27 protein-coding genes are annotated in these 24903 nt (G+C 39.0%); 15 read left to right on the top strand and 12 right to left on the bottom strand.

The genetic code is table 11. From position 1 onward, the window contains the following. Positions 1-80: 80 nt before the first annotated feature. Complete coding sequence (gene sohB / locus H5126_RS11450; RefSeq protein ID WP_182681383.1) at positions 81-1097, bottom strand: protease SohB; 1017 nt, start codon at positions 1095-1097, stop codon at positions 81-83. A gap of 100 nt (positions 1098-1197) precedes the next feature. Then, positions 1198-3627, bottom strand: a complete 2430-nt coding sequence (locus H5126_RS11445; RefSeq protein WP_182721428.1) for a VolA/Pla-1 family phospholipase — start codon at positions 3625-3627, stop codon at positions 1198-1200. A 206-nt stretch (positions 3628-3833) separates the two neighbouring features. Here H5126_RS11445 and H5126_RS11440 point away from each other — a divergent pair, with 206 nt between their 5' ends. Then, complete coding sequence (locus H5126_RS11440) at positions 3834-4580, top strand: YciK family oxidoreductase (RefSeq protein WP_002959717.1); 747 nt, start codon at positions 3834-3836, stop codon at positions 4578-4580. 83 nt (positions 4581-4663) lie between these two features. On the opposite strand, the gene rluB is transcribed toward H5126_RS11440, so the two are convergent. The 4 genes from rluB to H5126_RS11420 all read right to left on the bottom strand — a co-directional run bounded on the left by rluB (position 4664) and on the right by H5126_RS11420 (position 7455). Beyond that, entirely contained in the window at positions 4664-5536 is an 873-nt protein-coding gene (gene rluB, locus H5126_RS11435; protein WP_024595359.1) for a 23S rRNA pseudouridine(2605) synthase RluB, read from the bottom strand. Beyond that, positions 5533-6123 carry an SMC-Scp complex subunit ScpB gene (gene scpB, locus H5126_RS11430; protein WP_002959713.1) on the bottom strand — a complete coding sequence of 197 codons (591 nt, stop codon included), beginning with the start codon at positions 6121-6123 and terminating at the stop codon, positions 5533-5535. The genes rluB and scpB overlap by 4 nt, the downstream gene beginning before the upstream one ends. Before the next feature lie 151 nt (positions 6124-6274). Beyond that, on the bottom strand, positions 6275-6796 hold the full coding sequence (locus H5126_RS11425; RefSeq protein WP_182720372.1) for an EF-hand domain-containing protein: 522 nt from the start codon (positions 6794-6796) through the stop codon (positions 6275-6277). 227 nt (positions 6797-7023) lie between these two features. Next, a complete protein-coding gene (locus H5126_RS11420; protein ID WP_007582577.1) occupies positions 7024-7455 on the bottom strand; it encodes a hypothetical protein in 432 nt (143 codons plus the stop codon). A gap of 240 nt (positions 7456-7695) precedes the next feature. Between H5126_RS11420 and xthA the strand changes: the two genes are divergently transcribed. The 3 genes from xthA to H5126_RS11405 are packed head-to-tail and all read left to right on the top strand — an operon-like array spanning position 7696 to position 9967. Then, complete coding sequence (gene xthA / locus H5126_RS11415) at positions 7696-8502, top strand: exodeoxyribonuclease III (protein ID WP_182720373.1); 807 nt, start codon at positions 7696-7698, stop codon at positions 8500-8502. Positions 8503-8507: 5 nt separating this feature from the next. After that, positions 8508-9155 (top strand): energy-coupling factor ABC transporter permease, encoded by a 648-nt coding sequence (locus H5126_RS11410; RefSeq protein ID WP_182692884.1) that lies wholly within the window; start codon positions 8508-8510, stop codon positions 9153-9155. Continuing rightward, a complete protein-coding gene (locus tag H5126_RS11405; RefSeq protein ID WP_182720374.1) occupies positions 9152-9967 on the top strand; it encodes a putative RNA methyltransferase in 816 nt (271 codons plus the stop codon). The genes H5126_RS11410 and H5126_RS11405 overlap by 4 nt, the downstream gene beginning before the upstream one ends. Here the strand turns inward: H5126_RS11405 and yfbV are convergent. Then, positions 9964-10410, bottom strand: a complete 447-nt coding sequence (gene yfbV / locus H5126_RS11400; RefSeq protein WP_024596543.1) for a terminus macrodomain insulation protein YfbV — start codon at positions 10408-10410, stop codon at positions 9964-9966. The two genes, H5126_RS11405 and yfbV, sit on opposite strands and share 4 nt — an antisense overlap. 282 nt (positions 10411-10692) lie before the next feature. Between yfbV and H5126_RS11395 the strand changes: the two genes are divergently transcribed. The 7 genes from H5126_RS11395 to H5126_RS11365 all read left to right on the top strand — a co-directional run bounded on the left by H5126_RS11395 (position 10693) and on the right by H5126_RS11365 (position 17360). Continuing rightward, complete coding sequence (locus H5126_RS11395) at positions 10693-11907, top strand: acetate kinase (protein ID WP_182720375.1); 1215 nt, start codon at positions 10693-10695, stop codon at positions 11905-11907. Between the two features lies 1 nt (position 11908). Continuing rightward, a complete protein-coding gene (pta, locus tag H5126_RS11390; RefSeq protein WP_002959697.1) occupies positions 11909-14068 on the top strand; it encodes a phosphate acetyltransferase in 2160 nt (719 codons plus the stop codon). A gap of 227 nt (positions 14069-14295) precedes the next feature. Beyond that, complete coding sequence (locus tag H5126_RS11385; RefSeq protein WP_002959696.1) at positions 14296-14682, top strand: ACT domain-containing protein; 387 nt, start codon at positions 14296-14298, stop codon at positions 14680-14682. 3 nt (positions 14683-14685) lie between these two features. Further along, positions 14686-15183: a PTS glucose transporter subunit IIA gene (locus H5126_RS11380; protein WP_002959694.1), complete on the top strand. Its 498-nt coding sequence runs from the start codon at positions 14686-14688 to the stop codon at positions 15181-15183. 4 nt (positions 15184-15187) lie between these two features. Next, positions 15188-15535: an ArsC family reductase gene (locus H5126_RS11375; protein ID WP_165742933.1), complete on the top strand. Its 348-nt coding sequence runs from the start codon at positions 15188-15190 to the stop codon at positions 15533-15535. Continuing rightward, the gene (dapE, locus tag H5126_RS11370; protein WP_154903259.1) at positions 15532-16662 is read left to right on the top strand and encodes a succinyl-diaminopimelate desuccinylase; all 1131 of its coding nucleotides are present in this window, start codon (positions 15532-15534) and stop codon (positions 16660-16662) included. The genes H5126_RS11375 and dapE overlap by 4 nt, the downstream gene beginning before the upstream one ends. After that, positions 16662-17360 (top strand): M15 family metallopeptidase, encoded by a 699-nt coding sequence (locus H5126_RS11365; RefSeq protein WP_024595106.1) that lies wholly within the window; start codon positions 16662-16664, stop codon positions 17358-17360. Before dapE ends, H5126_RS11365 begins: the two co-directional genes overlap by 1 nt. 6 nt (positions 17361-17366) lie before the next feature. On the opposite strand, the gene H5126_RS11360 is transcribed toward H5126_RS11365, so the two are convergent. The 4 genes from H5126_RS11360 to H5126_RS11345 form a co-directional block, all read right to left on the bottom strand. Then, positions 17367-18236, bottom strand: coding sequence for a DMT family transporter (locus H5126_RS11360; RefSeq protein WP_024595107.1), 870 nt, complete (start codon positions 18234-18236; stop codon positions 17367-17369). Positions 18237-18277: 41 nt separating this feature from the next. Beyond that, complete coding sequence (locus H5126_RS11355; RefSeq protein WP_024595108.1) at positions 18278-19051, bottom strand: DNA-binding domain-containing protein; 774 nt, start codon at positions 19049-19051, stop codon at positions 18278-18280. Next, a complete protein-coding gene (locus H5126_RS11350; RefSeq protein WP_182720376.1) occupies positions 19048-19878 on the bottom strand; it encodes a DUF692 domain-containing protein in 831 nt (276 codons plus the stop codon). Before H5126_RS11350 ends, H5126_RS11355 begins: the two co-directional genes overlap by 4 nt. Before the next feature lie 70 nt (positions 19879-19948). Then, a complete protein-coding gene (locus H5126_RS11345) occupies positions 19949-20407 on the bottom strand; it encodes a hypothetical protein (protein WP_024595110.1) in 459 nt (152 codons plus the stop codon). 224 nt (positions 20408-20631) lie between these two features. Here H5126_RS11345 and H5126_RS11340 point away from each other — a divergent pair, with 224 nt between their 5' ends. The 4 genes from H5126_RS11340 to H5126_RS11325 are packed head-to-tail and all read left to right on the top strand — an operon-like array spanning position 20632 to position 23585. Next, positions 20632-21996, top strand: coding sequence for a COG3014 family protein (locus H5126_RS11340; RefSeq protein ID WP_024595111.1), 1365 nt, complete (start codon positions 20632-20634; stop codon positions 21994-21996). Between the two features lie 8 nt (positions 21997-22004). Next, positions 22005-22430: a YcfL family protein gene (locus H5126_RS11335; RefSeq protein ID WP_002959678.1), complete on the top strand. Its 426-nt coding sequence runs from the start codon at positions 22005-22007 to the stop codon at positions 22428-22430. An 11-nt stretch (positions 22431-22441) separates the two neighbouring features. Next, positions 22442-23062 carry a penicillin-binding protein activator LpoB gene (gene lpoB, locus H5126_RS11330; protein ID WP_002959677.1) on the top strand — a complete coding sequence of 207 codons (621 nt, stop codon included), beginning with the start codon at positions 22442-22444 and terminating at the stop codon, positions 23060-23062. 55 nt (positions 23063-23117) lie between these two features. Then, positions 23118-23585, top strand: a complete 468-nt coding sequence (locus H5126_RS11325; RefSeq protein ID WP_002959676.1) for a glycine zipper 2TM domain-containing protein — start codon at positions 23118-23120, stop codon at positions 23583-23585. Between the two features lie 66 nt (positions 23586-23651). Here H5126_RS11325 and H5126_RS11320 read toward each other — a convergent pair whose 3' ends face one another. Then, positions 23652-24869 carry a pyridoxal phosphate-dependent aminotransferase gene (locus tag H5126_RS11320; RefSeq protein WP_024597609.1) on the bottom strand — a complete coding sequence of 406 codons (1218 nt, stop codon included), beginning with the start codon at positions 24867-24869 and terminating at the stop codon, positions 23652-23654. Positions 24870-24903 lie beyond the last annotated feature (34 nt).

Genomic DNA, 24903 nt, shown 5'->3' with positions numbered 1-24903 from the left:
TATAAAAAAACCTTGATGCAATACATCAAGGTTTTTTTTCGAGTAGAAATAATTAAACTGAATCGTAAAAAAATTCTAATCTAAGGATTTAGGGATTTAAATTTAGAGAGTAAGTTTATTCCCACTTTATTTACACCACTACTCAGGCCAAGAGCTAGCTTATCGCTTAATCCCTTTTTAATTTTGTATTTAATCTTATAAATTTGGCGCTCATGTTGCTGCTCCAGTAATGCATCATCACTTGTCTTTATAACATCTACCAAACCTTTATCAATCGCTTGAGTTGCAAACCAATGCTCGCCTGTCGCAACTAAGTTTATATCTAAGCTTGGGCGTTGAGTGCTTACAAACGTTTTAAATAAATCATGTGTTTGTTCAATTTCTTCACGAAATTTTTCACGGGCCTTATCTGTGTTTTCACCAAATAAAGTAAGCGTACGTTTAAACTCACCTGCAGTTATTTGCTCAAATTCCACATCATTTTTCTTTAATATTTTATTAAAGTTTGGTATTTGAGCTATCACACCAATAGATCCAACTATGGCAAAAGGGGCTGCTAGTATCTCATCGGCTACACACGCCATCATGTAACCACCGCTCGCTGCTACTTTATCAATTGCAACACTCAAAGGAATACCGGCATTTTTAATACGCTGTAGCTGAGATGCAGCAAGTCCATAGCCATGCACTACTCCGCCGCCACTTTCTAAACGAATAAGTACTTTGTCTTTACTTGGGTTAGCAATAGAGATAATGGCTGTTATTTCTTCTCGTAAGCTTTCTACTTCGTGAGCGTCCATACTACCTACAAAGTCAATTACATATAAACGAGGTTTAGGCTCATCTTTATCTGCTTTTTTACTTTGCGATTTAAGCTGTTTTTGGTGTGCTTTAAGCTCTTTTTTACCCAGCGTATTTTGTAGAAAACTTTCTTTAAGATCGACTAATTGCTCTGATATGTCGTCAATTTGTATTTCACCTTTTTTGGCTTTAGGCTTAACTGCAGCGCCAACTATTAGCATTAGAATAACTGCTATAGCGATAACAAAAGTAATTGTTTTAGCAAAAAACAAACCGTATTCGTATAAAAATTCCAACTGGTTTCTCCATTTATAAATTTCAGCTAATTTAGCATGCTTTAAAGCAAAAAAAAGCCACTTTTCAGTGGCTTTTAAAGGTTAATTATTTTACTGGTTATTAATCAGTCACAACCTCAGGGTTGGAAACTAATAACATTCGACCGCGAGCAGCTAAGTAAGTAGCTACTTGCAACTGCATTTCTGTATTAGCGGCAGCACTGCCTTCAACAGTTGCAGCTTGTGCAGCATCTTGAGCTGGCGTTAATATAGAACCATGATGCCCTTTAGTAAATTTAACTAAGTAGCTTGTTGGTGTTTCAGTCAATGCTTGCGAAGTACTTACTGTTTCAAGACCCATCAAGTTAGCTAATGGGATTGTGCCAGAAATAGGATTATTAGCTGCCATTGGTGGTATCACTTGGTCAGGCTTGTTATCAACACCATCGCCCACAACAACATTAGTATAAACAGGAGTGCCTAATGCTTTTACAGTGGCTGCGTAATTAGTTGGATCGCCACTATCAAGTGCTGTTTGCGCAGCAAATGCAAATTGAGTAAACACTCCTTGAATATTAGTTAGCTTACTTGTTTCACCAGCTGTAGTTAACGAAGCTACATACTCGTTATAACCACAGGTTAAATATGCTTCCATATCTGGCAATACTGCACCACAGTTAGACACTGCATCAACTTGTAAATACGCGTTAAACTCATCAGCTTCTGTTGTACCTGCTTGTGAAAGTACTGAACCTTGAATAAATGGACCAAATGCAGCTGATTCTAGTAAGAAGCTAGCTATACCGCCGCCGCCACTTGCAAGTGCTACTGTGTTTACATTAAATAATGGGTCAACGGTTGGCGCTAATGGGTTATTAGCTTGTGCAATAAATGCAGGGGCTACAATAGAGCCTAATGAATGACCAATGTAAGTTACATCTTGCGCATTAATCGTTGCATCATTAATAAAGTTTAGACCTAAACGTAAACCTAATAAATCAGCCGCTGATTGACGTAAGCTATCACGCGCAACAAGTAATGAACTTAAGTTCATGTAACTAAGCACAGAACCCGTTGTTGCATTAAAGTCGTCTGTTCCATCACCATCAACATCTATTCCACGCTCACCATGTCTTGGATGGTCAATAGCAACTGTTGCAAAGCCTTGAATAGAAAGCTGCGCCGTTAAAGCAAGCATACTTTCTTTTTGTGTTGTAATACCGTGTTGCATAATAACAACTGGCCATCCGCTATCAGGCATTGCGATAGGATCTAATTGTAACTGCGCACGTACACCATTAATTATTGGTAAAATAGGCTTAGTAACTTGCACTGGCACATTTGCCATGCTTTGTACTTTTGGAATGGAGTTATATTTTGTTACATGACGTGTGCTATCTAGTCCTAAGTCACGTAATTGCCCGTCACTTAATGCAGAACATAAACCATCATTTTCACTAATAGGATCTGTCGGAAATGCATCACCAGCAACGGCCTTGTAACCGATTATTGCCACCGCGTTATCACACATACCTTGCCAATATGTATCACTTAAATCACTAATATCAGTACCCGTTGGTGTACCTAGATACATCGGTAGCATAATGCTACCTTTTTGATATTGCACACCAGAGAAAGCAGCAGACACTTCTACACCCTGAGAAGCAAATACCTGTTGCACATTTACCATCGGTTGTTCAGGAACTTGAAGCGCAGGCGTTGGCATCGCAGGCTGTTGCAAACTTGCAGCTAGCAATTTTTTAATTGTCCCAAGTACTGGCCCCGCAGACTGAATAGTCATTGCGCTAGAAAAAATAATATCTTCTTTTGTTATATTTCCTGAACTTACAACTACATTTTCGTAACTGTTAACAGCGCCCTGCAAACCAAGTTGGGCTTCTGTAATTAATGGCGCTTCTTGCTTAACCAGACCATAACTAGAAGAAGGCTCGATAGAGCGTCCTAATGAATCTTTAAGGCCAGTAGTTAGTACATTGATGTATGAGCTACCTGCCGTAAATGGTTTTAAAGGAATAATTGCAACGGCATCACCAGAAGCTTGAGTAACAAAATCAACACCAAAAGTAAGCTCACCGACCAATTTACAAGCTGTACCGGCAGCAACAACTGAACATTCTGCGTCAGTTAAACTTGCACCCATTACTACTTCAAAAATGCGAACTGTACCTGGTGTCCCAGCAGACGTTTCATCTAAGCTAACATTTGGCGGAAATGTTAAATCGATTTTATAAGGAACCTGAGAAGACCAACCGTCAAGTGCGCCTAGAGCAAGCTGAGGATCTGCATAAGCTGCTCGAGAAATAGACACATTGTTGTCATCTAATTCTCCAGGAATATTAAGTGTACCGTCTTGGGTTCCACTCATTAATAAATCATTAGGTACCGATAAGATACCTGCAGCAGGGTCAAAAGTAACCGTTGCTGTTGGAATAACGGTTGCTGTGTCGTTCTTAACATCTTCTAACGTTTCTCCGCCGCCACAACCTGCCAAGGCAGCTGTAACAGAGAGTGAAAGTAGCATTTTTTTCATATTGTTGGCTCCGCACATATTTTATTTTTATAGTGTGTTTAATCAGTGTATTAAGTTAAAACAATGTAATCAGGTTATTAATGAGACATTAGACCAGTTAAACTTAACGTAAAGTTTCTATTTTCGCCACCTAATTTTACAATAAATTCGATTACTTCACGTTTCGCTATGTTAAAATCAAAAAAAATAGATGAATGGGTACTTTTATGCACACATATCAAGCGGCTGAAAACGCACTTAAAGATAAAATTATTTTAATAACAGGCGCCGGTGATGGTATTGGCCGAGTAGCAGCAATTACGTATGCAAAATACGGCGCTACAGTTATCTTATTAGGAAAAACAACTAATAAACTTGAATGTGTTTACGATGAAATTGTTAATGCAGGTTACCCTAAACCTGCAATTGTGCCCATGGACTTAAAAGGCGCAACTAAACAAAACTACCGTGACCTTGCTGCAACAATTGAATATCAATTTGGCCGCCTTGATGGCTTGCTTAATAATGCAGGTATTTTAGGGTCACTTGGTCCACTTGAACATTTTTGCTCATCTACGTTCGAAAACATAATGAAAGTAAACGTGACCGCGCAAGCGATGATCACTAAAGCGCTTTTTCCTGTTCTTCGTAAGTCTGATAATGCATCGATAGTATTTACGTCATCAGGTGTAGGCCGCAAAGGCCGTGAGTTTTGGGGGCCATACGCCATCTCAAAATTTGCTGTAGAAGGCATGATGCAAACATGGGCATGTGAAGTAGGCAAAACGAATATTCGTATAAACTGTATTAATCCAGGCGCTACTCGCACTTCTATGCGCGCTGCTGCATACCCAGGAGAAGATAGAGACGCGCTTGCTACACCAGAAGATTTAATGCCAACTTACTTATACTTGATGAGCGATGATTCTAGTAAAGTGAATGGCGAATCGTTAGATGCTCAAGTAAAAAAGTAATTTAGAGTTTAAAAAATTTATACAACACACATTAAAAAAGCCGCAATTAGCGGCTTTTTTGTGTGCAATAAATAACTAATTTATTATTTACGTTTGGTAGGCTTAACACGTTGATTGTGTTTTTTAACTGCTTTGCGGATCTGGTTGATTTTAGCGCGTTTATCTTTGCGTTTTTCAGGCATAACAGAAAGCTTAGTTTGTGTCTCGCGCCCTAATTTAACGGTTTTGCGTAAGTAGTTTACTGTTTCTAAATCATACTCCATCCAACCACCTTGTGGCACGCGCTTATCAAGCTCTAGTTTACCGTAACGAATACGAATAAGACGAGATACTTCCGCATCTTGAGACTGCCATAAACGACGTACTTCACGGTTACGTCCTTCATTTAACGTTACGTTAAACCAGCGGTTAACGCCTTCGCCACCCATAGGGGTTACAGTCGTGAATTTGGCTGGACCATCTTCAAGCTCAACACCACGTAGTAAGTTTTTAACCGTTTCATTGGTTACTTCACCAAATACACGCGCAGAGTATTCACGCTCTACTTCATAGCTTGGGTGCATCAAGCGGTTAGCTAATTCACCATCATTAGTAAAGAGCATCAAACCCGAAGTATTAACGTCTAATCGGCCAACCGCAATCCAACGCTCACCATCAATACGAGGAAGTCGGTCAAATACTGTACGACGCCCTTCTGGATCTTTACGTGTGCTTAACTCACCTTCGGGTTTGTTATACATAATCACACGACAGATTCTATCTGCTTTTTCTTCAATCTTTACAGTGTGCCCGTCAACACGAATCAAATCGGTTTCTTCAACACGGTCTCCTAACTTTGCCACTTTACCGTTTACACTAACGCGGTTTGCATCAATGTATTTTTCCATTTCACGGCGTGAGCCTACGCCTGCACGGGCTAAGACTTTTTGTAACTTTTCACCTTGTATAATACTCATTCGGATGGTTCTCTCACAGAAGGATCGCTCAATAACTGGTTAATTTTACTTTGCTGCTCTGTTGGCAGCGCAGGTAAGTTTTCAAGTCCAGTTAACGAAAAATAATCTAAAAATTGTTTAGTAGTTGCATATAAAGCCGGCTTACCCGGAACCTCTTTATGCCCTACCACTTTAACCCACTCTCTTTCGAGTAGGGTTTTAATAATATTCGAACCCGTAGTAACACCCCTTACTTGCTCAATTTCACCGCGCGTAATGGGCTGCCTATATGCAATAAGTGATAATGTTTCCAGTAAAGCACGTGAGTATTTTGGTGCGCGTTCTTGCCACAAGTTATTTAACCAAGGGCTTAAACTACTACATGCCTGAAAACGATACCCACTACCAACTTCAACTAAGCGAATACCACGAGTTTGAAAATGTTCTTGTATTGTATCTATTGCGTCGTTTATTCGCGCCATAGAAATAGCTAAATCTATTAATACAGTATCTTTAAGGTGGCGTTTACTAACAGGCTTATCTGCAACAAAAATAGCTGCTTCAATGATCTCAACTAGTTGTTCATCACTAATTCGCCGACCCGCCATACACACTCTTAACAAATAAAAATACACAGCCATCTATTATGACAGAACAACACCAAACTAGGAAAATATATCTACTAAATAACTAGATTTTAAATACAAAAAAGCCAGTGATTATCACTGGCTTCTAATTTACTCTTTAAAACAACAAATATTAGCTGTGTTTAATGGCTTCTAATGCATCATCTTCAGCTACTGCGTTACCGTATTTTTTAATGTAACCCATAAACTCGCTTTTACTGATGCGCTTATCTTGGTTTTTATCCATGTAACCAAAGTGATTTGAAATATCATCATCGTTACCTTCAACTACCGAAATATAGCCATTACTGTCGTTATCTAAGCTTGAAAAGCTGCTTTCAATTTTATCGAATTTAGCGATTTCAGCTTTAAATGCCGACTCACTTACTTCAGAATCAGTGGCTACTTTACCATTGTTTAACTTCATGTAAGAGTTGAATTCTTTGCGGCTAATTTCGTTATCCATATTGGTATCAATATTTGAAAAATGGCCCCAAATGCTATCGTCATCAGCTTCAACTTTTGAGATGTAGCCATCGCTGTCATTATCTAAACTTGCAAAGTCACTGTCTATTCTTTCAAGACCCTGATTAGATGAACAAGCCGCTAGGCTTAATGATGCTAAAATAGTGGCTGCTAATGTTAACTTTTTCATAAGACGTATCCTTCGTAATTAATTAAATGTCACTTTAACTAATACAAATCCAATGCCAATAATAGTTAACTTATAAGAATCAATAACTTAATCTTGGTTGGTGCATTTATTGAACAGTTTCAACAAGTTAAGCTTGCAAGCTTTGCAAACAACCTTGTAATTTTTGCAAAAAAATACCCGGTAAAAAACCAGGTATCTCAATTTTAGTTATATAGTTCAGCTAATAATTAGATTGCTGCGTTTTGGTAGCGTTTAACAAACTCAGTAACGTTTTGACCATTACATTTTAATGAGTTTAAGTTACCAATTTTTTGACGAACAGGTGCTAAACCTTGTTTTAAAGCCGTCATACATAATTGAGTTTCTTGTTGAGCGTCTTTTGCAAATACTTCTACTTTCTCAACTGATGCGTTGCTTAATGTCGTTTTTTTAGCAATATCGCGAATATCTTCACCATTACATAAAATGCTTTTAGAAAAACGAGATAAGTAAACACCGTGCTGAGCAGCTTCTTTACGAGCAACACTAAAGCCTTCGTTTGCGCTTAGTACACATAACTTAGACTCAATTTTATTATCTTGACTGAAGTAAGTATTGCTTTGTGCTGAAGCAGTTGCAGATGCTAATAAAGCAGTAGCTAAAAGTAGTTGTGTTTTCATGAGAGATCCTATTTGAACGAGCTAAACAAGTGAATTTCGCGCATTATATATTCAATAAAGTTAAGTTCAATTGAATTTTTTATTTATTTAAAAAATTAATACTGCATTTACAATGTTTAAACCTTACTCACCAATTGATCAACATTTGTGCAGCTATTTTCTCATTTCAGTCATGTTATGTACGCGTATTTACTGATACAATTTAATTCATTAAATAGATCCAATTTTAAGGTAAATTTTATGAAAGTGATTTCTTTCAATATCAATGGTCTGCGTGCTCGTCTCCACCAATTACAAGCAATTATCGACAAACATCAACCAGACGTTATTGGCTTGCAAGAGATTAAAGTTCATGACGAAGCATTCCCACTAGAAGATGTACAAAAAATGGGATATCACGTCTACTTTCATGGCCAAAAAGCCCATTATGGCGTAGCTATGTTATGCAAAAAAGAGCCTAAATCGGTCTTAAAAGGCTTTGCTACCGATACAGAGGAATCGCAAAAACGCATGATAAGCGTCACTGTTGAACAAGATAACGGTCGCGACCTTACAGTCATGAATGGCTATTTCCCACAAGGTGATAATATTAATCACGAAACTAAATTCCCTTATAAACGACAATTTTATAAAGATTTAATGACACACCTTGAAACCAACCACACCCCCGATCAAGACGTCATTGTTATGGGCGATATCAACATATCACCCACCGATTTAGATATTGGTATTGGCGAAGTTAATGCAAAGCGTTGGTTAAAAACGGGTAAATGTTCTTTCCAACCGGTAGAGCGTGAATGGCTTGCAACATTACTTAATTGGGGCTTTAAAGACACCTTTAGAGAACAAAACCCAGAAACAGACGATCAATATTCGTGGTTTGACTATCGCTCTAAAGGGTTTGTAGATAACCGAGGGCTTCGAATAGATGTAGTACTTGCAACTAATGAGCTTGCAGCACGCTGTATAGATAGTGGTATTGACTACGAACTGCGCGGTATTGAAAAACCCTCAGATCATGCCCCTATATGGTCAACATTTAAGTAATTACTATGCTCAGCATAACAATACAAGGGCTACTTTGGGCCCTTGTAATTATTATTGCCCTACTAAGCTTTGATAAAAAAACATATAAAACATTGCTTAATACGCCAGCCCGTCAAACTGGAGTTCTTGCATGTGCGTTAGTATTTGCAGTGCTTTGGCGAATAAAAGCAGGAATTTTAACGGGCCTTGATTTACACATACTAGGTGTTACCGCCGCTACATTAATTTTAGGCTGGCGATTAACGATTTTAAGTAGCCTACTTGCCACAGCGCTACTAACTGCATTTGGTCAAATTGAACTTGAACTGTTACCAGTACAACTGCTTATTGGTGCGTTTATTCCTATTTTACTAAGCTACCTTGGCTTTATAATTAGTTACCAGTATTTACCTCGTCATTTTTTTGTTTATATATTTGTTTGTGCGTTTATAACTGCAGGGTTTATAGCCTGTATAAAAATAAGCCTAGGTGCTTTATTTTACTTAGCTATAGGGCAATACAATTGGCAAGAACTTGCAGATAACTACGTTTATTTAAGTGCCATAATTTGGTTTCCTGAAGCAATGCTCAACGGCATGGCTATAACAATTATGATCACCTATCGCCCGCATTGGGTAAAAACTTTTTACGATAAGGACTACCTAGACTCATGAGTCTACAATATCAATGCCCGCTATGTAACCTCGCACTTTTGAAAGCTGATTCAACACTTCGTTGTGCTAACAACCACAGCTTTGATTTTGCCAAAGAAGGCTATGTTAATTTACTGCCAGTACAACAAAAAAATTCAAAACAACCGGGCGACTCCCTTGAAATGGTGCAAGCTAGACGCGCATTTTTAGAGCGTGGGTACTACCGCTTTTTACAACAAAATCTTAGCGAGTTAGTCGGTCGAATAAGCGCGAATACGGTTATTGATTTAGGATGCGGTGAAGGGTTTTATACCCAGGCAATAGCAAGTAAAACAGACGCTATAGTGTACGGCGTCGATATTTCAAAATCTGCCGTTAAATATGCGGCAAAGCGCTACCCTAATTGCCATTTTAGTGTGGCATCAATTAGCCAAGCGCCTTTTGAAAGCCAATTTGCTGATGTACTTATTAGCGTATTTGCACCTTTGTTTGAGGAAGAGATTGAACGTCTTGCTAATAAAAACGCAACATTAGTGGTAGCAAGCCCAGGCCCTTATCATTTAAAAGAGCTAAAATCGTATATATATTCAGAAGTAAACGAACATACTGAAATAGCCACGCCAAAAGGGTTTCAAAAATCAGAACAGGCTCTTTTAACAGAGCATGTAGCGCTTAGCTTTACTGATATTAAAAACTTAATAATGATGACGCCATTTGCATGGAAATTTAGACCCGAGCACTGGACAGCACTCGAACAAAAAGGTGAACACAATGTCACCTTATCATTTTATATTACTCAGTTTACCAAAATAGATGATGGTATAACCCGCTAAAACTGCTCTTTAGTAAATGCTCTATCCATTTTTTCAAACATATCTTTAAGTAAGTTAGCAAGCTCCATATAACGGGGCTTGTTCTCACTTAACTGCGTTTGATATCCATTAGCCGCCATTTTAGTGTACAGCTCGTTGTACCATTTTTGCATCGCAGGATCTAAAGGCGTTTGCGCTCGTTTACCTAACCAAAATAAACCTTGTAAAGGTAACGATATAAAAAATAATGCACTCGCAATAGCTTGCGGTAAAAAATCAGAACCTAAGTAATTAAGCTGAAAAAACAACGTTAGCATAGCCAAGATTGGCATTACTGTAATGGCAAGCTCAGTCGCTCTAATCACTCTAAACTCTAAAAACAAAGGCGCAAGCTCTTTACGCATTGGCCATTTTTTACCATACAAACGGCCTGTTTGTAGTTGTGACATCACACTTTTTTGCATCATGACTCCTCACAGATACTGCTTTTAAATACAATAGAAAACGAGCTATACCAAAGTGTAACACAAAATGAGGGAGTTACACTTTCTCAGTAAAAGAGCTTAAATTTCCCCTTTAATGGCGAACAATCCTAACTTAAACATCATAAATAAGGTAAAATATTTAACATTGAGTTAACCACTTTGCAGTTGAACATTTAATTGTTTTAGCTTTATTTAATACCGTAAGTGTAACTATCACGTATTAACGTTCACTTACTAAACTTGTTTATGGAAATTGAATCTATGCCAACAACCTCCTCTGAATCCCAACATGTTTTAGTTTTAAACTGTGGTAGCTCTAGTTTAAAGTTTGCCATTATTGATGCAAACGACGGTCACGAAATTATATCAGGCCTTGCTGAACGCTTGGGCGCCAAAGCCCCCTCCATTAAATACAAATTTAATGGAACTAAGACGGTTATCGACTTAGCGGCTAATCAAGCACATGCTGAGGCTATAAATACGCTTGTAAGCTTAATAAAGGATCATAACCTTGATGAGCACCTTATTGCTGTTGGGCACCGTGTTGTTCATGGCGGAGAGCATTTCACAAAGTCAGTCTTAATTGATGAAGACGTAATTAACGGTATTACTAAAGCGTCTTCTTTAGCGCCGCTACATGGTCATGCGAACTTGTTAGGTATTTCATCTGCACAAGCTTCATTTATAGGTTTACCCCAAGTAGCAGTATTTGACACAGCATTTCATCAAACTATGGATGAAGTTGCCTACCTTTACGCCCTACCCTATAAGCTTTATACAGGCTACGGTGTAAGACGCTATGGTATGCACGGCACAAGTCATTACTATGTAGCAGGACAAACTGCTAAATTATTAAATCAGCCTATAGAGAAGAGTAATTTCATTAGTGCTCATTTAGGTAATGGCTGCTCTGTTACTGCAATAAAAAATGGTAAAAGTGTTGATACCAGTATGGGTTTAACGCCATTGGCTGGTATTGTTATGGGTACTCGCAGTGGAGATATTGACCCCGGTTTATTTAATTTTTTAACTACACAGCTTAGTTACAACGCTCAGCAAATAGATAATTTATTAAACCAAGAAAGCGGCCTACTAGGTATTAGCGAACTCTCTAACGATTGTCGAACGATTGAAGAAGCCGCTGTTGCCGGACATAAACAAGCACGTTTAGCGCTGGATATTTTTTGCTACCGACTAGCCAAACAAATTGCAGCCTACATGGTACCATTACAACGTTTAGATGCACTTATATTTACTGGCGGCATTGGCGAAAACTCCGATATCATACGTGAAAATGTCATTAATCAATTAGCTTTTTTAGGGTTCAGTTGTGACCAGAAGAGCAATCTTGATGCACGTTTTGGTAATCAAGGTATTATTAGTTCAGCCAATACTTCACCCAAAGTGGTAGTAATGCCGACCAACGAAGAGTGGGTTATTGCACTTGATGCCGCTAACATCGTAAAGGAGCTTTAATATGGCACGTCGTATTATGTTAATTCCTGTGTCTACCGGTGTGGGTTTAACGTCGGTATCAGTTGGTTTAGTTCGCGCTCTTGAGCAAAAAACAGTTAAAGTTAACTTTTTTAAACCCATCGCTCAGCCTCGTTCAGGCGAAACAGGTCCTGAAAAATCAACACAAATAGTCACTCAAGGTTCACCTATTAACCCACCCACCCCTTTTGCTCTTGATTATGCTGAGCAAATGATTGGCGACGGTAAAGGTGATGATCTACTAGAGGAAATTGTTGAACGCTTTGAAAGTAAAATAAACGACGATGAAGTAGCTATTATTGAAGGTATGGTGCCTACTCGTCGCCAACCTTATGCTGGGCGTGTAAACCGCGAAATTGCGCAAACACTCGGCGCTGAAATTGTATTTGTACTTACCCCTGGTAATTACACCATTACTCAAATAGAAGACCGCCTAGAAATTGCAGCAGGTAATTACGGTGGAATCGATCATCCTCGTGTACTGGGCTGTATTTTTAATAAAGTAAATGCGCCACTTGATGAAGAAGGCCGTGCACGCGCCGATTTAGTCGACGCTTACAAACCCGAAGAGCTTGAAAACGAGTTAAATCGTTTAGCGTCTTTACCTATTTTTAAAAAAAATCCGTTTATGTTGCTTGGCGCAATCCCATGGGATTTTGACTTAGTAGCGCCACGCGTAAAAGACTTAAGCGCGTATTTAAAAGCAACAATAATTAACGAAGGCGATATGCTTCATCGTCGCCTGCGTCGTATCACTTTTTGCGCTCGTACGGTTTCTAATATTTTAAATTATTTTACGCCAGGTGCTTTATTAGTAACACCGGGCGATCGCTCTGACATACTTGTTGCTGCGTGTTTATCTGCTATGAACGGCACTAAACTTGGCGCTATATTACTCACCGGTGGCTTTGAGCCAGAGCCACGTATTATGGCTTTGTGTGAACAAGCCATGCAAACCGGTTTACCAATACTCGCAACCGATGCCGACACATGGCGCACATCACTATTACTGCATAACTTTAATATGGAAGTACCAAATGATGATGACCAACGCATTGAAAAAGTAAAAGATCACAACGCAGAACATATCAATTCAAGCTGGCTCGATACTCTAGCTCAAAGTGTAGGCAAAACGCGTAAGTTATCACCACCTGCATTTCGTTATTTATTAACCGATAAAGCACGTAAAGCAGATAAAACCGTAGTATTACCAGAAGGGAATGAACCTCGTACAATTAAAGCGGCTGCTATTTGTGGTCAACGTGGCATTGCTAAAACTATATTGCTTGGCGATCGCGAAGAAATAATGCGTATTGCACAGCAGCAAGGTATTGAGCTAAACGAACATGTAAGTATCATCGAGCCAAAAAGTATTATAAATGATTATATTGCGCCTATGGTCGAAATTCGTAAAAGCAAAGGCCTAACTGCCGTTGTAGCACAAGAGCAACTACAAGATAACGTCGTACTTGGCACAATGATGCTTGAGCAAGGTAAAGTGGATGGTTTAGTATCGGGCGCGGTTAATACCACTGCCAATACAATTCGCCCGCCCCTGCAGTTAATTAAAACAGCGCCAGGATCATCGCTGGTATCTTCCGTATTTTTTATGCTGCTACCTGACCAAGTGTTAGTTTACGGTGACTGTGCTATAAACCCCGACCCTAATGCTGAACAACTTGCTGATATAGCGATTCAATCTGCCGACTCTGCAGCTGCATTTGGCATAGAGCCACGTGTAGCAATGATAAGCTATAGCACAGGTACATCAGGTACGGGTGCCGATGTTGAAAAGGTACGTGAAGCCACAAAAATAGCAAAACAAAAACGTCCTGATTTAATTATCGACGGCCCACTACAATACGATGCCGCTATAATGGAAAATGTAGCACTTAAAAAAGCACCTAACAGCCCTGTAGCTGGTAAAGCGACTGTATTTATATTCCCAGATTTAAATACAGGTAATACAACATATAAAGCAGTACAACGCAGTGCCGACTTAATAAGTATCGGCCCTATGCTTCAAGGTATGCGCAAACCCGTAAACGACTTGAGCCGTGGTGCATTGGTCGATGATATTGTGTATACAATCGCCTTAACTGCAATTCAGGCAGCCCAAGCAGAAGCGCTAATAGCACATTAAACACAACGTGTGCTTTTTATAGCCTAGCTATTATTTATTTAATAATTAACTAGTTAGGCTATTTATACCCTGCAACCCCCATACTTATCCACAGAAATTGTGGGTAAGTTTTTAATCTCTATTAAAACCCACTTCCAAATGCTCATTTTAGTCACGCTTACACCTTTAACTTGAAGGCAATAATCTATACTATAAAGCTATCAATAATGCTGTATCGCAGGCGTTTAATGTCAAAACAAACATTACAATTACACAGCACGGTTTTATCTATTCACAGTTTAGATGTTGACGCCGATATACCTGCGGCGCTACTCAAGCTTCCTTTATTTTTTATATCTAAAACCCAGGATGAACTATCTATTGTTTGCCCTAGTAGCTTTGAAATAGAGAGTTTAGATACCGAATCTGATTGGCAAGCACTTGAGGTGGTTGGCCCACTTGGTTTTTCGCTGACCGGAATAATGGCTAATATATCTGGTGTATTAGCACGCGCTAAAATTTCTATTTTTTCAATCTCAACCTACGATACCGATTATATTTTAGTAAAAAAGCAAACGGCCTCACTAGCACTTAACGCCTTAAAAAAAGATGGTTACAACGTGGTGGCCCAATAGCATATGAAAGCACAAACAATTGAATATCTAGCACTCAATAAAACTCCCCGCAGTGCCATCCTTATTACAAGCCCATTTACAGGTAAAGTAATACCGCTTCAAGAACACCCCGAACCTATTTTTAGGTTTGGTATTCTCGGTCCTGGTATTACTGTAAAGCTCAGTAGCCACAAAATTTTAGCGCCGTTTGATGGCACGTTATTACAAGTAAAAAACGCAGGTACTGAGTTTATTTTACAGGCTAAAAATGGTTTAAAAGTTTTAATCAACTTAACTATTACCGGTTCGCAATCAATTACACATACTCATATTGCACAGTTAAATGGTAGTGAAATAAGTAAAGGCCAGCGCCTCGCTTATTTTGATTTACGCGAACTAGAAACGCCTATGCTGGCCAGTTTAATCTTACTTAACGGCCATAATCTCGGCACATTTCATTACTCACATTCGCATGTAAATGCGGATGTAGATACCTTATTAACTATTATTAAGAAGAACTAAATTTATGATCACTCTATACGGTATTAGCAATTGCGACACGATAAAAAAAGCTAAAAAATACTTAGCCGACAACAACATCGAATTTACGTTTCATGATTACCGCAAAGATGGCGTAGATGAGCAAATGGTAAGCGATTTTGCAGATAAACTCGATTGGGAACAGCTTGTTAATAAACGTGGCACAACTTATCGCGCACTAACTGATGAGCAAAAACAGAGTTTGACTAAAGAAAGTGCTATCCCATTGTTAGTTGACCAACCTGCCATGATCAAACGCCCAGTACTTATTAACAATGGCAGTTACCACTTAGGTTTTAAAGCAGCCCAATACGATGAGATATTTAAATCATGAAAGATGATGTAATTGCACTCGCTCAAGCACTAATACAACGTGAGTCAGTAACGCCCGAGGATGCTGGCTGCCAACAGATGATGAACGATCGCCTTGCTGCGGTTGGTTTTAATATTGAGTCATTATTTTTTACCGACACATTAAATACATGGGCTCGAAAAGGCACACAATCACCGCATTTTTGTTTTGCAGGCCACACTGATGTTGTGCCAACAGGCCCAGAGAAAAATTGGCAACACCCGCCGTTTTCAGGATTAATAAAAGACGGTTTATTACATGGGCGCGGCGCTGCCGATATGAAAGGCTCGTTAGCTGCAATGCTTGTTGCAACCGAGCGGTTTGTTACTAAACATCCAGATCATAAAGGCTCAATTTCTTTTTTAATAACCTCTGACGAAGAAGGCCCGTTTATAAACGGGACTACCCGTGTAATTGATACGCTAGAGGCGCGCGGTGAAAAAATTGATATGTGCCTAGTAGGCGAGCCTTCATCACGAGATGTATTAGGTGATGTTGTTAAAAATGGCCGCAGAGGTTCACTTACCGCTTTTTTAACCGTTAAGGGTGTACAAGGGCATGTCGCCTATCCACATTTAGCACAAAACCCAATTCACCTAGCAACCCCTGCCCTTACTGAGCTTAGCCAAACGGTGTGGGATAACGGAAATGAATACTTCCCTGCTACCAGCTTTCAAATTTCAAATATTAATGGCGGCACAGGTGCAGGCAACGTGATCCCGGGTGAGCTAGAAGTACAGTTTAACTTTAGATTTAGCACGCAAGTAACACATGAGCAATTACAACAACGTGTAAATGACATACTACAAAAGCATAACTTAAATTATGAATTAAGCTGGATAGTAAATGGCTTACCTTTTATTACCGAGCACGGCCCACTTGTTGATGCCACAGTAAAAGCGATTAAATCAGTAACCGGTTTAACCACAAACCTAGAAACTACCGGCGGCACATCAGATGGTCGCTTTATTGCACAAACAGGTGCTAAAGTAATTGAACTTGGCCCACGTAACGAAACTATTCATAAAGTAGATGAATGCGTAAGTACCGATGATTTAATAGCCCTTACCGACATTTACGAGCAAATACTAGAGCAACTTTTAGCATAATGGATGTAACTAAACCAACATCGATAATGTGTATCACAGGGCAAAGTGATACACATTTAACTGACATACAAAATCATCGCTTGCACAGCGCTATTATTAGCGACTTTTTAGCGCTGCAAAGTGCAGCTCAAAAAGCGGGATTTGATCTTACTATTGCCTCAAGTTTTCGCGACTTTGAACGCCAGTCAATTATTTGGAATAATAAGTTTTTAGGTATTCGACCTGTTTATAATAAACAGCAAAAGGTTGTAAATTTAACTAAATTAAATGATGTAGATAAATGCATAGCAATAATGCTCTACTCTGCACTACCTGGCGCAAGCAGACACCATTTAGGGACTGACTTAGATGTGTTTGATAAAGCTGCGGTCAGTGATGATTATAAGCTACAGCTAACACCTGATGAATACCTGCAAGGTGGGCCGTTTGCACCTTTAAGTAATTGGCTTGATACTAACTTAGTTAAATTTGGTTTTTATCGCCCTTACCAGCATGATTTAGGTGGCGTAGCACCTGAGCTTTGGCATATAAGCCATATTAAGCAATCACAATTATTAGTGAATAAACTTAGCGAGCAAGTACTTTTTGAATGCATAAAAAACAGTGAACTACAGGGTAAGCAGGCAATACTTGATAACTTACCTGCTATTTATAAACGCTTTGTAACAAACGTAAGCCCACACCTAAAAGAAGGTTAGGTTTTATTAAGCCTTCTTTTTATTTAAAATAAACACCAGCACGGCCCCTAATATTAACGAGCTTGCTACTATAAACTCAATTGTTACCTGCTCTGATAAAAACATAACACCAGCAATGGCAGCAAGTACCGGCACACAAAGTTGCACAACCGCAGCTTGGGTACTTTTAAGTAGTGGCATTGCTACATACCAAACACTATAACCAACTCCAGACGCTATTGCCCCCGAGGCACACGCAAGTAATACCCCTTCAATACTCATATTTTTTAAATAACTCATACCTACAAGTAATAAAACAGGGATAGCAACTAAGCTTCTTATAAAGTTAAACCCAGTAGTACGCAGTGGCGATACGCACACTTTACCGCGAATACTGTAAATACCCCATGCCACACCACTGAGTGCCATAAGTGATGCACCTAATAATGAAGGCACCGCTGCAGATGGCAGCATTAAATATACAAAACCAGATAACGCCACTATAAATGCACACCACTGGAGTACGCTTAATTGCTCTTTTTGATAAATACCCCAGCCAATCATAGTAAGTTGCACAGCAGAAAATAAAATTAGTGCACCGGTACCGGTATCTAGCTCTACGTAGGCAATCGAAAAACAAAGCGCGTAAACAAGCAGGCTAATACTGCTTCGCCAGCTTCCTCTGTCACTTAAAATAGCGGGATTGAATGTGCCTTTACGTTTTAAATTATGGGTATAAATAGCCATTATAATGCCCAAACATGCAGCCCCGCTAAGTAAGCGAATAACAGTAAAGTTCCAAGCATCTATATAACCTTCTGCTAAGGCCATTCTGCAAAAAAGAGAATTTGCGGCAAACGCAATTAAAGCAATTAATGTGTATATGGTGGCTTTCAAAAAAATTCCTTCGCAACGAAAAATAACTATATTGTTTTAACTCACTCGCTAATTAACCAACCACGTTCAAGCCATTGATTAATTTTAGTAATTAAAAACCCAGCGATTTTCTCGCCTGGGAGTTCATTTAAACAGGATTGACATAACTGTGCAAAGGGTGTGTTTTGTTTTAATAAACTCAGTAAGCGGTATTCTTGTGCATCAACGCTTAAATATTGTGTACGCCTTTGAGCATCACGTGCTACAACCCAAAAGCGAGGTTCTGAGACTCTTGGCTCTGGCGGTGTTTGCTTTTGTTTTATTGCCTGCCAACTTTCAACCGCCAACGTATTAAACACAACTAACTGAACACTTGGATGTAATTTTAATAGTAAAGTTGGCCATTGCTGAGGTTCAATACTTTCAAGCTCTGATACATTAAGTAATGTTTTATCGCTTGCATCAAAAGTACTTAGTAATAGTCGTTCAAATTTTGCTATATCTGCAAGTATGGGGTAATCACTAAAAGGAGTATTAGCGGCTAAATAATCTGGTAGCTTCTCTGCAAAAATTCGTAGTGACGTATGAGTTGAAGGATATAAAGCTAAATAACCATCAACCATCATCTCAAATAAATCATCACCTAAGTAAATGCCCAACTGTTCGTGATCTTGCTCAATCACGGCTCTTAAGCGAATTTTATAAGCGCTTTGATAAATAGAGAGTCGCTGTTGTGTATTTAACTGCCCTTGCTGCGCAATTTGCTCGCTAATATCCGAACTTTCTCCTTGCAGTAAATCCATAAACTGTTGTTGCAGCTTTGCTAAACCACTCATGACCTTATATCCCAAAACGGTTTCACTAGCGCTTTGGCATGCTCAAGCTCAGTAATTAAATCATCAAGGGAGCCAATATTATCATCGCGTTCAATCATGGTACTTACCGGATTTAATGTTTTTGCATACTGAGCATATAAGTCCCATACCGCATCGGGAACATCTTCATCGTGCGTATCTATAATATGCGTACCAAAGTCTTGATGTCCTGCTAAGTGAATTTGTGCAATAGCTGTACTCGGAATAGCTGATAAATAATCCATTGCATTAAAGTCGTGATTACGCGCACTTACATAAACATTATTTACATCCATTAAAAACTTACAGCCTGTTTGCTTATGTAATTGCGCTAAGAATTCCCACTCACTCATTTGTGAATCGTTATAGGTTAAATAGCTCGATACATTTTCAAAAATCATTTCGCGCCCTAGGTAGTCCTGAACTTGCGAAATTTTATTTGCTAAATGATCAAGCGCCTCTGAGGTGTAAGGCATTGGTAGTAAATCGTGGCTATTAATACCGCCCACTTGGGTAAAACATAAATGATCAGACACCCAATGCGGCTCAACCCTCGCAATTGTGTTATTTAACTGATTTAAGTAGTCCTTATCAATAGGGTCAATACTACCAATCGACATTGATACCCCATGCATAACAATCGGATAATCTGCTCTTATTTTATTTAAATAATGCCAAGGTTTTCCACCGGCTACAAAATAGTTTTCTGAAATAATTTCAAACCAATCTACAGCTGGTTTATCTGCAATAATTTGCTCAAAATGCGGGGCTCTTAGTCCTAAACCAAAACCTAAAAAACGATTTGTCATAAACTTCCTTAATAAGCCTGAATAATAAACACATCGTTCAAGCTTATTTTATGCGTTCGATAAATTGGTATTAGCTACCTACAGAACCACCAATATCACCACATGCTTTTGCAGGCATTGATACAAAACCGGTGCCTTTACATGATGCATGTCCAGCACAAGCATTATTAGCAGTCTTACAATCGTTATGACCGCCACACACATTTACATCGTTACAATGTACTAAATCTGCTTTAGCTACACTGCCAACCCATTTATCTTTTACTGTACCGCCAACGTCAGCACATGATTTTGCAGGCATTGCTACAAAACCAGTCCCTTTACATGACGCTTGACCTGCACATGCATTCTCAGCTGTTTTACAATCGTTATGGCCACCACATACATTCGCATCATAACAATGAACTAAATCAGTTGTTGCGCCATTACTAGCAACTGCACTTGATGTTGCCGTTTCTGCCTCTGTTGCATTACAACCAACTAAACCTGCTACCATTACAGCCATTGCTGCACCTGTAAACTTTTTCATTTTTTAATTCCTCTAAGTGATATAACTCTTAGCAAGACCGCTAAAGCGAAAATACTATTTCAGTGGAGTGATAATAAACCAAAAAAATTCACACTTTGTTCACTAATGTCACTTTATATTTCTTTATTAGCAGGCAGTTTTACTCTACGATTTTTTACAATATTTCACACATTTAGCTAAAAATAGTATGTTAATGTATACAGGTAAATTAAGAGGAGTGCTCAGTGCGCCGCAGTATAATTTTAAGCTTTTGTTTTATTTTAAGTGGGTGTAGCACAATGGGTTTTAATGACCTATTTAATGACTATGCCACACAAATGACACCAATAAGAAATGCGATCGAGAAAAACAACATCGAAGAAGCGCAATCCCTTATTGCTAATAATAGCACCCTGCACAGCAGCTACTTACTCAACCAACTTGAGCAAGCTCGTTTAAACGACTTAGCAAATACACCAGATGATGCACAAAGTAAATTTGAGAACGTGTATACGCAAATGCAAAAAAAGCGTGAAGCCGCCAAAATACAAGTTAGTGCGGGCCTTGAACAAAGTAACGCTTTATTTACCAACGACTCAGCAATAACTTATGTGCCACCCGCTTACGAAATGAGCATGCTTCATAGTTATAAAGCACTTAACTACGTGTATAAAAATGATGTTGAAGGCGCATTGGTCGAAATTCGCCGAGCTAATAAAGTACAAGTTGATGCGCTTAGCGAGAATGAAGCAGAAGTAGACTCAACCGTTAAAGAAGCTCAGCAACACTACCCAAGCATGAGCAATGTAACCAGAAACATAAAAAATGGCTTTCAAAATGCCTACACATTTTACTTATCTGCTTTGCTTTACCAAAGTGCTAAACAATACGACGACGCCTATATCGATTATAAAAAAGCATTGGCTATACAACCTAACAATATTTATTTACAGCAAGATGTGATGCGCCTTGCTAAAAAACAAGGGTTTGACCAAGATCTAAATGAATTTAAAAAACGCTTTGGCGATACGCCCACTATTTCTTCATCACAAGGCGAAGTAATTGTTTTATTTGAACAAGGATTAGTACCAAAACAAGATGAATTTAAACTGCGCTTGCCAATTTATTCATCACGTGGCGATGCACGCTTTTACAGCTTGGCGATGCCGGTATATAAAGATAATGCCTATGTGCGCCGCCTTAACAATATAAATATAGATGCACAAAGCTTGGCGCTTAGCCCACTGGTACACATTGAGGCACTTGCAGCTAAAACTCTAGAAGATCAAATACCTGCAAAAGTCGCTCGCCAAGTACTCAGATTAGTAGCCAAAGAGAAAGTACGGGCAGAACTTGCTCGCAGTGCCGGTGATGTAGGTAACATACTTGCTAATATTTATAATTTGGCGTCTGAGCAAGCTGATACACGCAGCTGGCTTACACTTCCAAATCAAATAAGTGTCGCAAGGCAAAGCCTAAATACAGGTGAGCATTCTGTGCATATAGGCACACAAGCACCCATAAATTTTACCATTAGTAAGCAAGGGTTAACGTTAATTTACTTAACCTCTATTAATAACTACTTTAATTACCACGTAGTTCAACTTTAGGAGCCATCATGAAATACATAGCGCCATTATTAGCAGCCTTAATGCTCAGTGCATGTTCCAGCCAACCGGTTACATCGGGTATTTCTGTTGAACAAAATAAAAACCAGTTTAATGAGCAATTACGTGTAGATAACCCAGAGCTTGGTAAAAAGCTGGCCATTACTGATGTGAAAACACGTCAAACCAACCAGTTAACCGATGTAGTAGTGACACTTTCGAGCCAGTATAAAAAATCACAGTATTTACAGTATCAGTTTAATTGGTTTGATAAAGACGGCTTTGTAATTAAAGGCAACCATTCACCTTGGCAAGCACTCACCTTATTTGGTTTTGCAAAAACACAATTACCGGGCTTAGCACCGAGCTCTGATGCGGTTACCTTTTCTTTAGCAGTAAGAGAAGTGTCTACCGAATCACAAGAATTTAAAGATTAAAGGAAACAACCATGATCATCAGTAACAAATTTAAAACAGTATCAACTTACGCTTTAGTTGGCTTGAGCGCTTTAGTATTAAGTGGCTGTGCTAATAAAGCCGTAGTAAGTTATGGCGATGCACAAGCAGTAGAAACAACCGATATTAATTTTGGCTCTACCGATTTACAAAAAGTAGCTAGCCAAATGACCGATTCATTACTCAGCTCACCCGTTGTTGGCACAATGACCGCTAATAAACGCCCTGTAGTATTTGTTGAGCGTATTAAAAACAAAACTAGTGAGCACATTGATACTGAATCAATCACCGATTCAATCTCAACGCAAATGCTACGCAGTGGTAAATTCCGTTTTGTAGATATGACGCGTGTTGAGTCAGTGCGTGAGCAATTAACGTTTCAAAACGAAGATGCCCTTGTTAACCCTGCAACAGCCGTTGCATTTGGTAAACAAATTGGCGCGCAATATATGTTATACGGAAATTTATCGAGCATAGTTAAATCAAATGCCGATAAATCAGACGTATACTATAAATTTACGATGCGTTTAATGGATATGGAAAGCGGCCTAGTTGAATGGGCTGACGAAACTGAAATTCGTAAAACTAAAGAAAAATCGACATTTGGTTGGTAGTTACTAAGCCTTTACGGGCTAATAAGCCCATAAAGGCTACCAATAGGAGATTATTATGAAAGCTATAATATTAATAATGTGTGCCCTACTTAGTGTGAGCGCGCCAACTTTTGCTCAATACGAGCGCAATAAAGCAGTCCCTGTGCAGCAAGTTTTATTTGGTGACGTAAAATCGGTACGCAATATTACCGAACAAGAAATCATTCAAGACAAAAACAACGGCTGGAAAACCTTCGGCGGTGCATTACTCGGTGGTGTTGTAGGCAACCAGTTTGGTGGCGGTAGCGGCCGCACAGTAGCAACAATATTAGGCTCGGTAATTGGCGGCAGTGTTGCACATAATAGGCAGCAGCAAAGTCATTATCAGCAAAATCATTTTGTAGAGTTATTAATACAAGTTGAAAACGGCGACCAGTTTATGGTTGTTCAAGATCAAGACCAATCAATGCGCTTTAGCAAAGGCGATAATGTAAGATTAGTGTACTTGAACGACAACACGGTGCGTGTAGATAAAGCGTATTAGCCAATATATTCATGACTAATGTAAAAAACGAGCCAAATTTGGCTCGTTTTTTTATTTTTTAAATAACTATACTTGGCGATAGTCTTTAAAAAAGCGCTTCATTTTTAACATCGCATCAGATAAATCATCTTTGCTTGGTAAAAATACCAATCTAAAATGATCCGGCTCGGGCCAATTAAACGCCCTGCCATGTACAAGTAATATTTTTTCGGCTTTTAGCAAATCGTACATCATCTTTTCATCATCTTTAACGTTAAAAAGTGCTGTATCTACTTTGGCAAACGCATAAAGCGCGCCTTTAGGTTTTTTACAACTAATGCCTTCAATAGCGTTTAACCCGCGCCATGCTATATCGCGCTGCTCGTATAAGCGCCCACCTGGGTTAATTAAATTATCAATTGATTGCACGCCGCCCAACGCTTGTTGAATTGCATATTGCGCAGGTACATTGGCGCACAAACGCATAGATGAAAGTATTTCAAGGCCTTTGCGTAAATCATCCATTACCGAGGTACGACCGCTTAGAACCATCCACCCCATTCTTAGCCCCGCTGCACGGTAGGTTTTTGCTAAACCATTGAAAGTAATGATTGGTACATCATCACACAGTGAGCCGATTGAAGTATGCGTTATACCATCGTATAAAATCTTTTCGTAAATCTCATCGCTCAATAACAGCAGTTTATGTTCACGCGCTATATCAATTAATTGCATTAACAAATCATCACTGTAAACCGCACCTGTCGGATTATTAGGATTAATTAATACCAAAGCTTTAGTTTTAGACGTTATTTTGCTTTTTATATCTGCAATATCCGGAAACCAATCTTGCTCTTCATCACATAAATAATGCACCGGATTACCACCCGATAATGTTACAGAAGCAGTCCAAAGTGGATAATCTGGAGCTGGAATAAGCACTTCATCGCCATTATTTAATAGCGCTTGGGTGATCATCTGAATAAGTTCGCTTACGCCATTACCAATATATATGCTATCTACATCTAAATTATGTAATCCACGTTGTTGATAGTGCTGATAAATAGCCACGCGGGCTGAATAGAGGCCTTTAGAGTCACAGTAACCTTGGGCTGAATATAAGTTGCGGATAATATCGCGGTGCATATCTTCTGGCATATCAAAACCAAAAGCAGCTGGATTACCTATATTCAATTTTAATACTTTTTGACCTTCGTCTTCCATTTTTTTAGCTTGTGCTAAAACCGGCCCACGAATGTCATAACATACACCTTCTAATTTGTGACTCTTTTTAATATCAGACATTTTTACCTCTTTAGGGCGTATTGACTTTATGGAT

The organism is Pseudoalteromonas sp. SG45-3 (assembly GCF_014164075.1).
Taxonomy (GTDB): Bacteria; Pseudomonadota; Gammaproteobacteria; order Enterobacterales; family Alteromonadaceae; genus Pseudoalteromonas; species Pseudoalteromonas distincta.
Note: the sequence above shows the minus strand (reverse complement) of the source record. Positions and strands in the feature narration are given on the sequence as shown.

Bases quoted from the DNA above. Each gene is read 5' to 3' on its own strand.
- H5126_RS11445 (WP_182721428.1), bottom strand. From the start codon at position 3,627: ATGAAAAAAATGCTACTTTCACTCTCTGTTACAGCTGCCTTGGCAGGT.
- H5126_RS11440 (WP_002959717.1), top strand. From the start codon at position 3,834: ATGCACACATATCAAGCGGCTGAAAACGCACTTAAAGATAAAATTATT.
- rluB (WP_024595359.1), bottom strand. From the start codon at position 5,536: ATGAGTATTATACAAGGTGAAAAGTTACAAAAAGTCTTAGCCCGTGCA.
- scpB (WP_002959713.1), bottom strand. From the start codon at position 6,123: ATGGCGGGTCGGCGAATTAGTGATGAACAACTAGTTGAGATCATTGAA.
- H5126_RS11425 (WP_182720372.1), bottom strand. From the start codon at position 6,796: ATGAAAAAGTTAACATTAGCAGCCACTATTTTAGCATCATTAAGCCTA.
- H5126_RS11420 (WP_007582577.1), bottom strand. From the start codon at position 7,455: ATGAAAACACAACTACTTTTAGCTACTGCTTTATTAGCATCTGCAACT.
- xthA (WP_182720373.1), top strand. From the start codon at position 7,696: ATGAAAGTGATTTCTTTCAATATCAATGGTCTGCGTGCTCGTCTCCAC.
- H5126_RS11410 (WP_182692884.1), top strand. From the start codon at position 8,508: ATGCTCAGCATAACAATACAAGGGCTACTTTGGGCCCTTGTAATTATT.
- H5126_RS11405 (WP_182720374.1), top strand. From the start codon at position 9,152: ATGAGTCTACAATATCAATGCCCGCTATGTAACCTCGCACTTTTGAAA.
- yfbV (WP_024596543.1), bottom strand. From the start codon at position 10,410: ATGCAAAAAAGTGTGATGTCACAACTACAAACAGGCCGTTTGTATGGT.
- H5126_RS11395 (WP_182720375.1), top strand. From the start codon at position 10,693: ATGCCAACAACCTCCTCTGAATCCCAACATGTTTTAGTTTTAAACTGT.
- pta (WP_002959697.1), top strand. From the start codon at position 11,909: ATGGCACGTCGTATTATGTTAATTCCTGTGTCTACCGGTGTGGGTTTA.
- H5126_RS11385 (WP_002959696.1), top strand. From the start codon at position 14,296: ATGTCAAAACAAACATTACAATTACACAGCACGGTTTTATCTATTCAC.
- H5126_RS11380 (WP_002959694.1), top strand. From the start codon at position 14,686: ATGAAAGCACAAACAATTGAATATCTAGCACTCAATAAAACTCCCCGC.
- H5126_RS11375 (WP_165742933.1), top strand. From the start codon at position 15,188: ATGATCACTCTATACGGTATTAGCAATTGCGACACGATAAAAAAAGCT.
- dapE (WP_154903259.1), top strand. From the start codon at position 15,532: ATGAAAGATGATGTAATTGCACTCGCTCAAGCACTAATACAACGTGAG.
- H5126_RS11365 (WP_024595106.1), top strand. From the start codon at position 16,662: ATGGATGTAACTAAACCAACATCGATAATGTGTATCACAGGGCAAAGT.
- H5126_RS11355 (WP_024595108.1), bottom strand. From the start codon at position 19,051: ATGAGTGGTTTAGCAAAGCTGCAACAACAGTTTATGGATTTACTGCAA.
- H5126_RS11350 (WP_182720376.1), bottom strand. From the start codon at position 19,878: ATGACAAATCGTTTTTTAGGTTTTGGTTTAGGACTAAGAGCCCCGCAT.
- H5126_RS11345 (WP_024595110.1), bottom strand. From the start codon at position 20,407: ATGAAAAAGTTTACAGGTGCAGCAATGGCTGTAATGGTAGCAGGTTTA.
- H5126_RS11335 (WP_002959678.1), top strand. From the start codon at position 22,005: ATGAAATACATAGCGCCATTATTAGCAGCCTTAATGCTCAGTGCATGT.
- lpoB (WP_002959677.1), top strand. From the start codon at position 22,442: ATGATCATCAGTAACAAATTTAAAACAGTATCAACTTACGCTTTAGTT.
- H5126_RS11325 (WP_002959676.1), top strand. From the start codon at position 23,118: ATGAAAGCTATAATATTAATAATGTGTGCCCTACTTAGTGTGAGCGCG.
- H5126_RS11320 (WP_024597609.1), bottom strand. From the start codon at position 24,869: ATGTCTGATATTAAAAAGAGTCACAAATTAGAAGGTGTATGTTATGAC.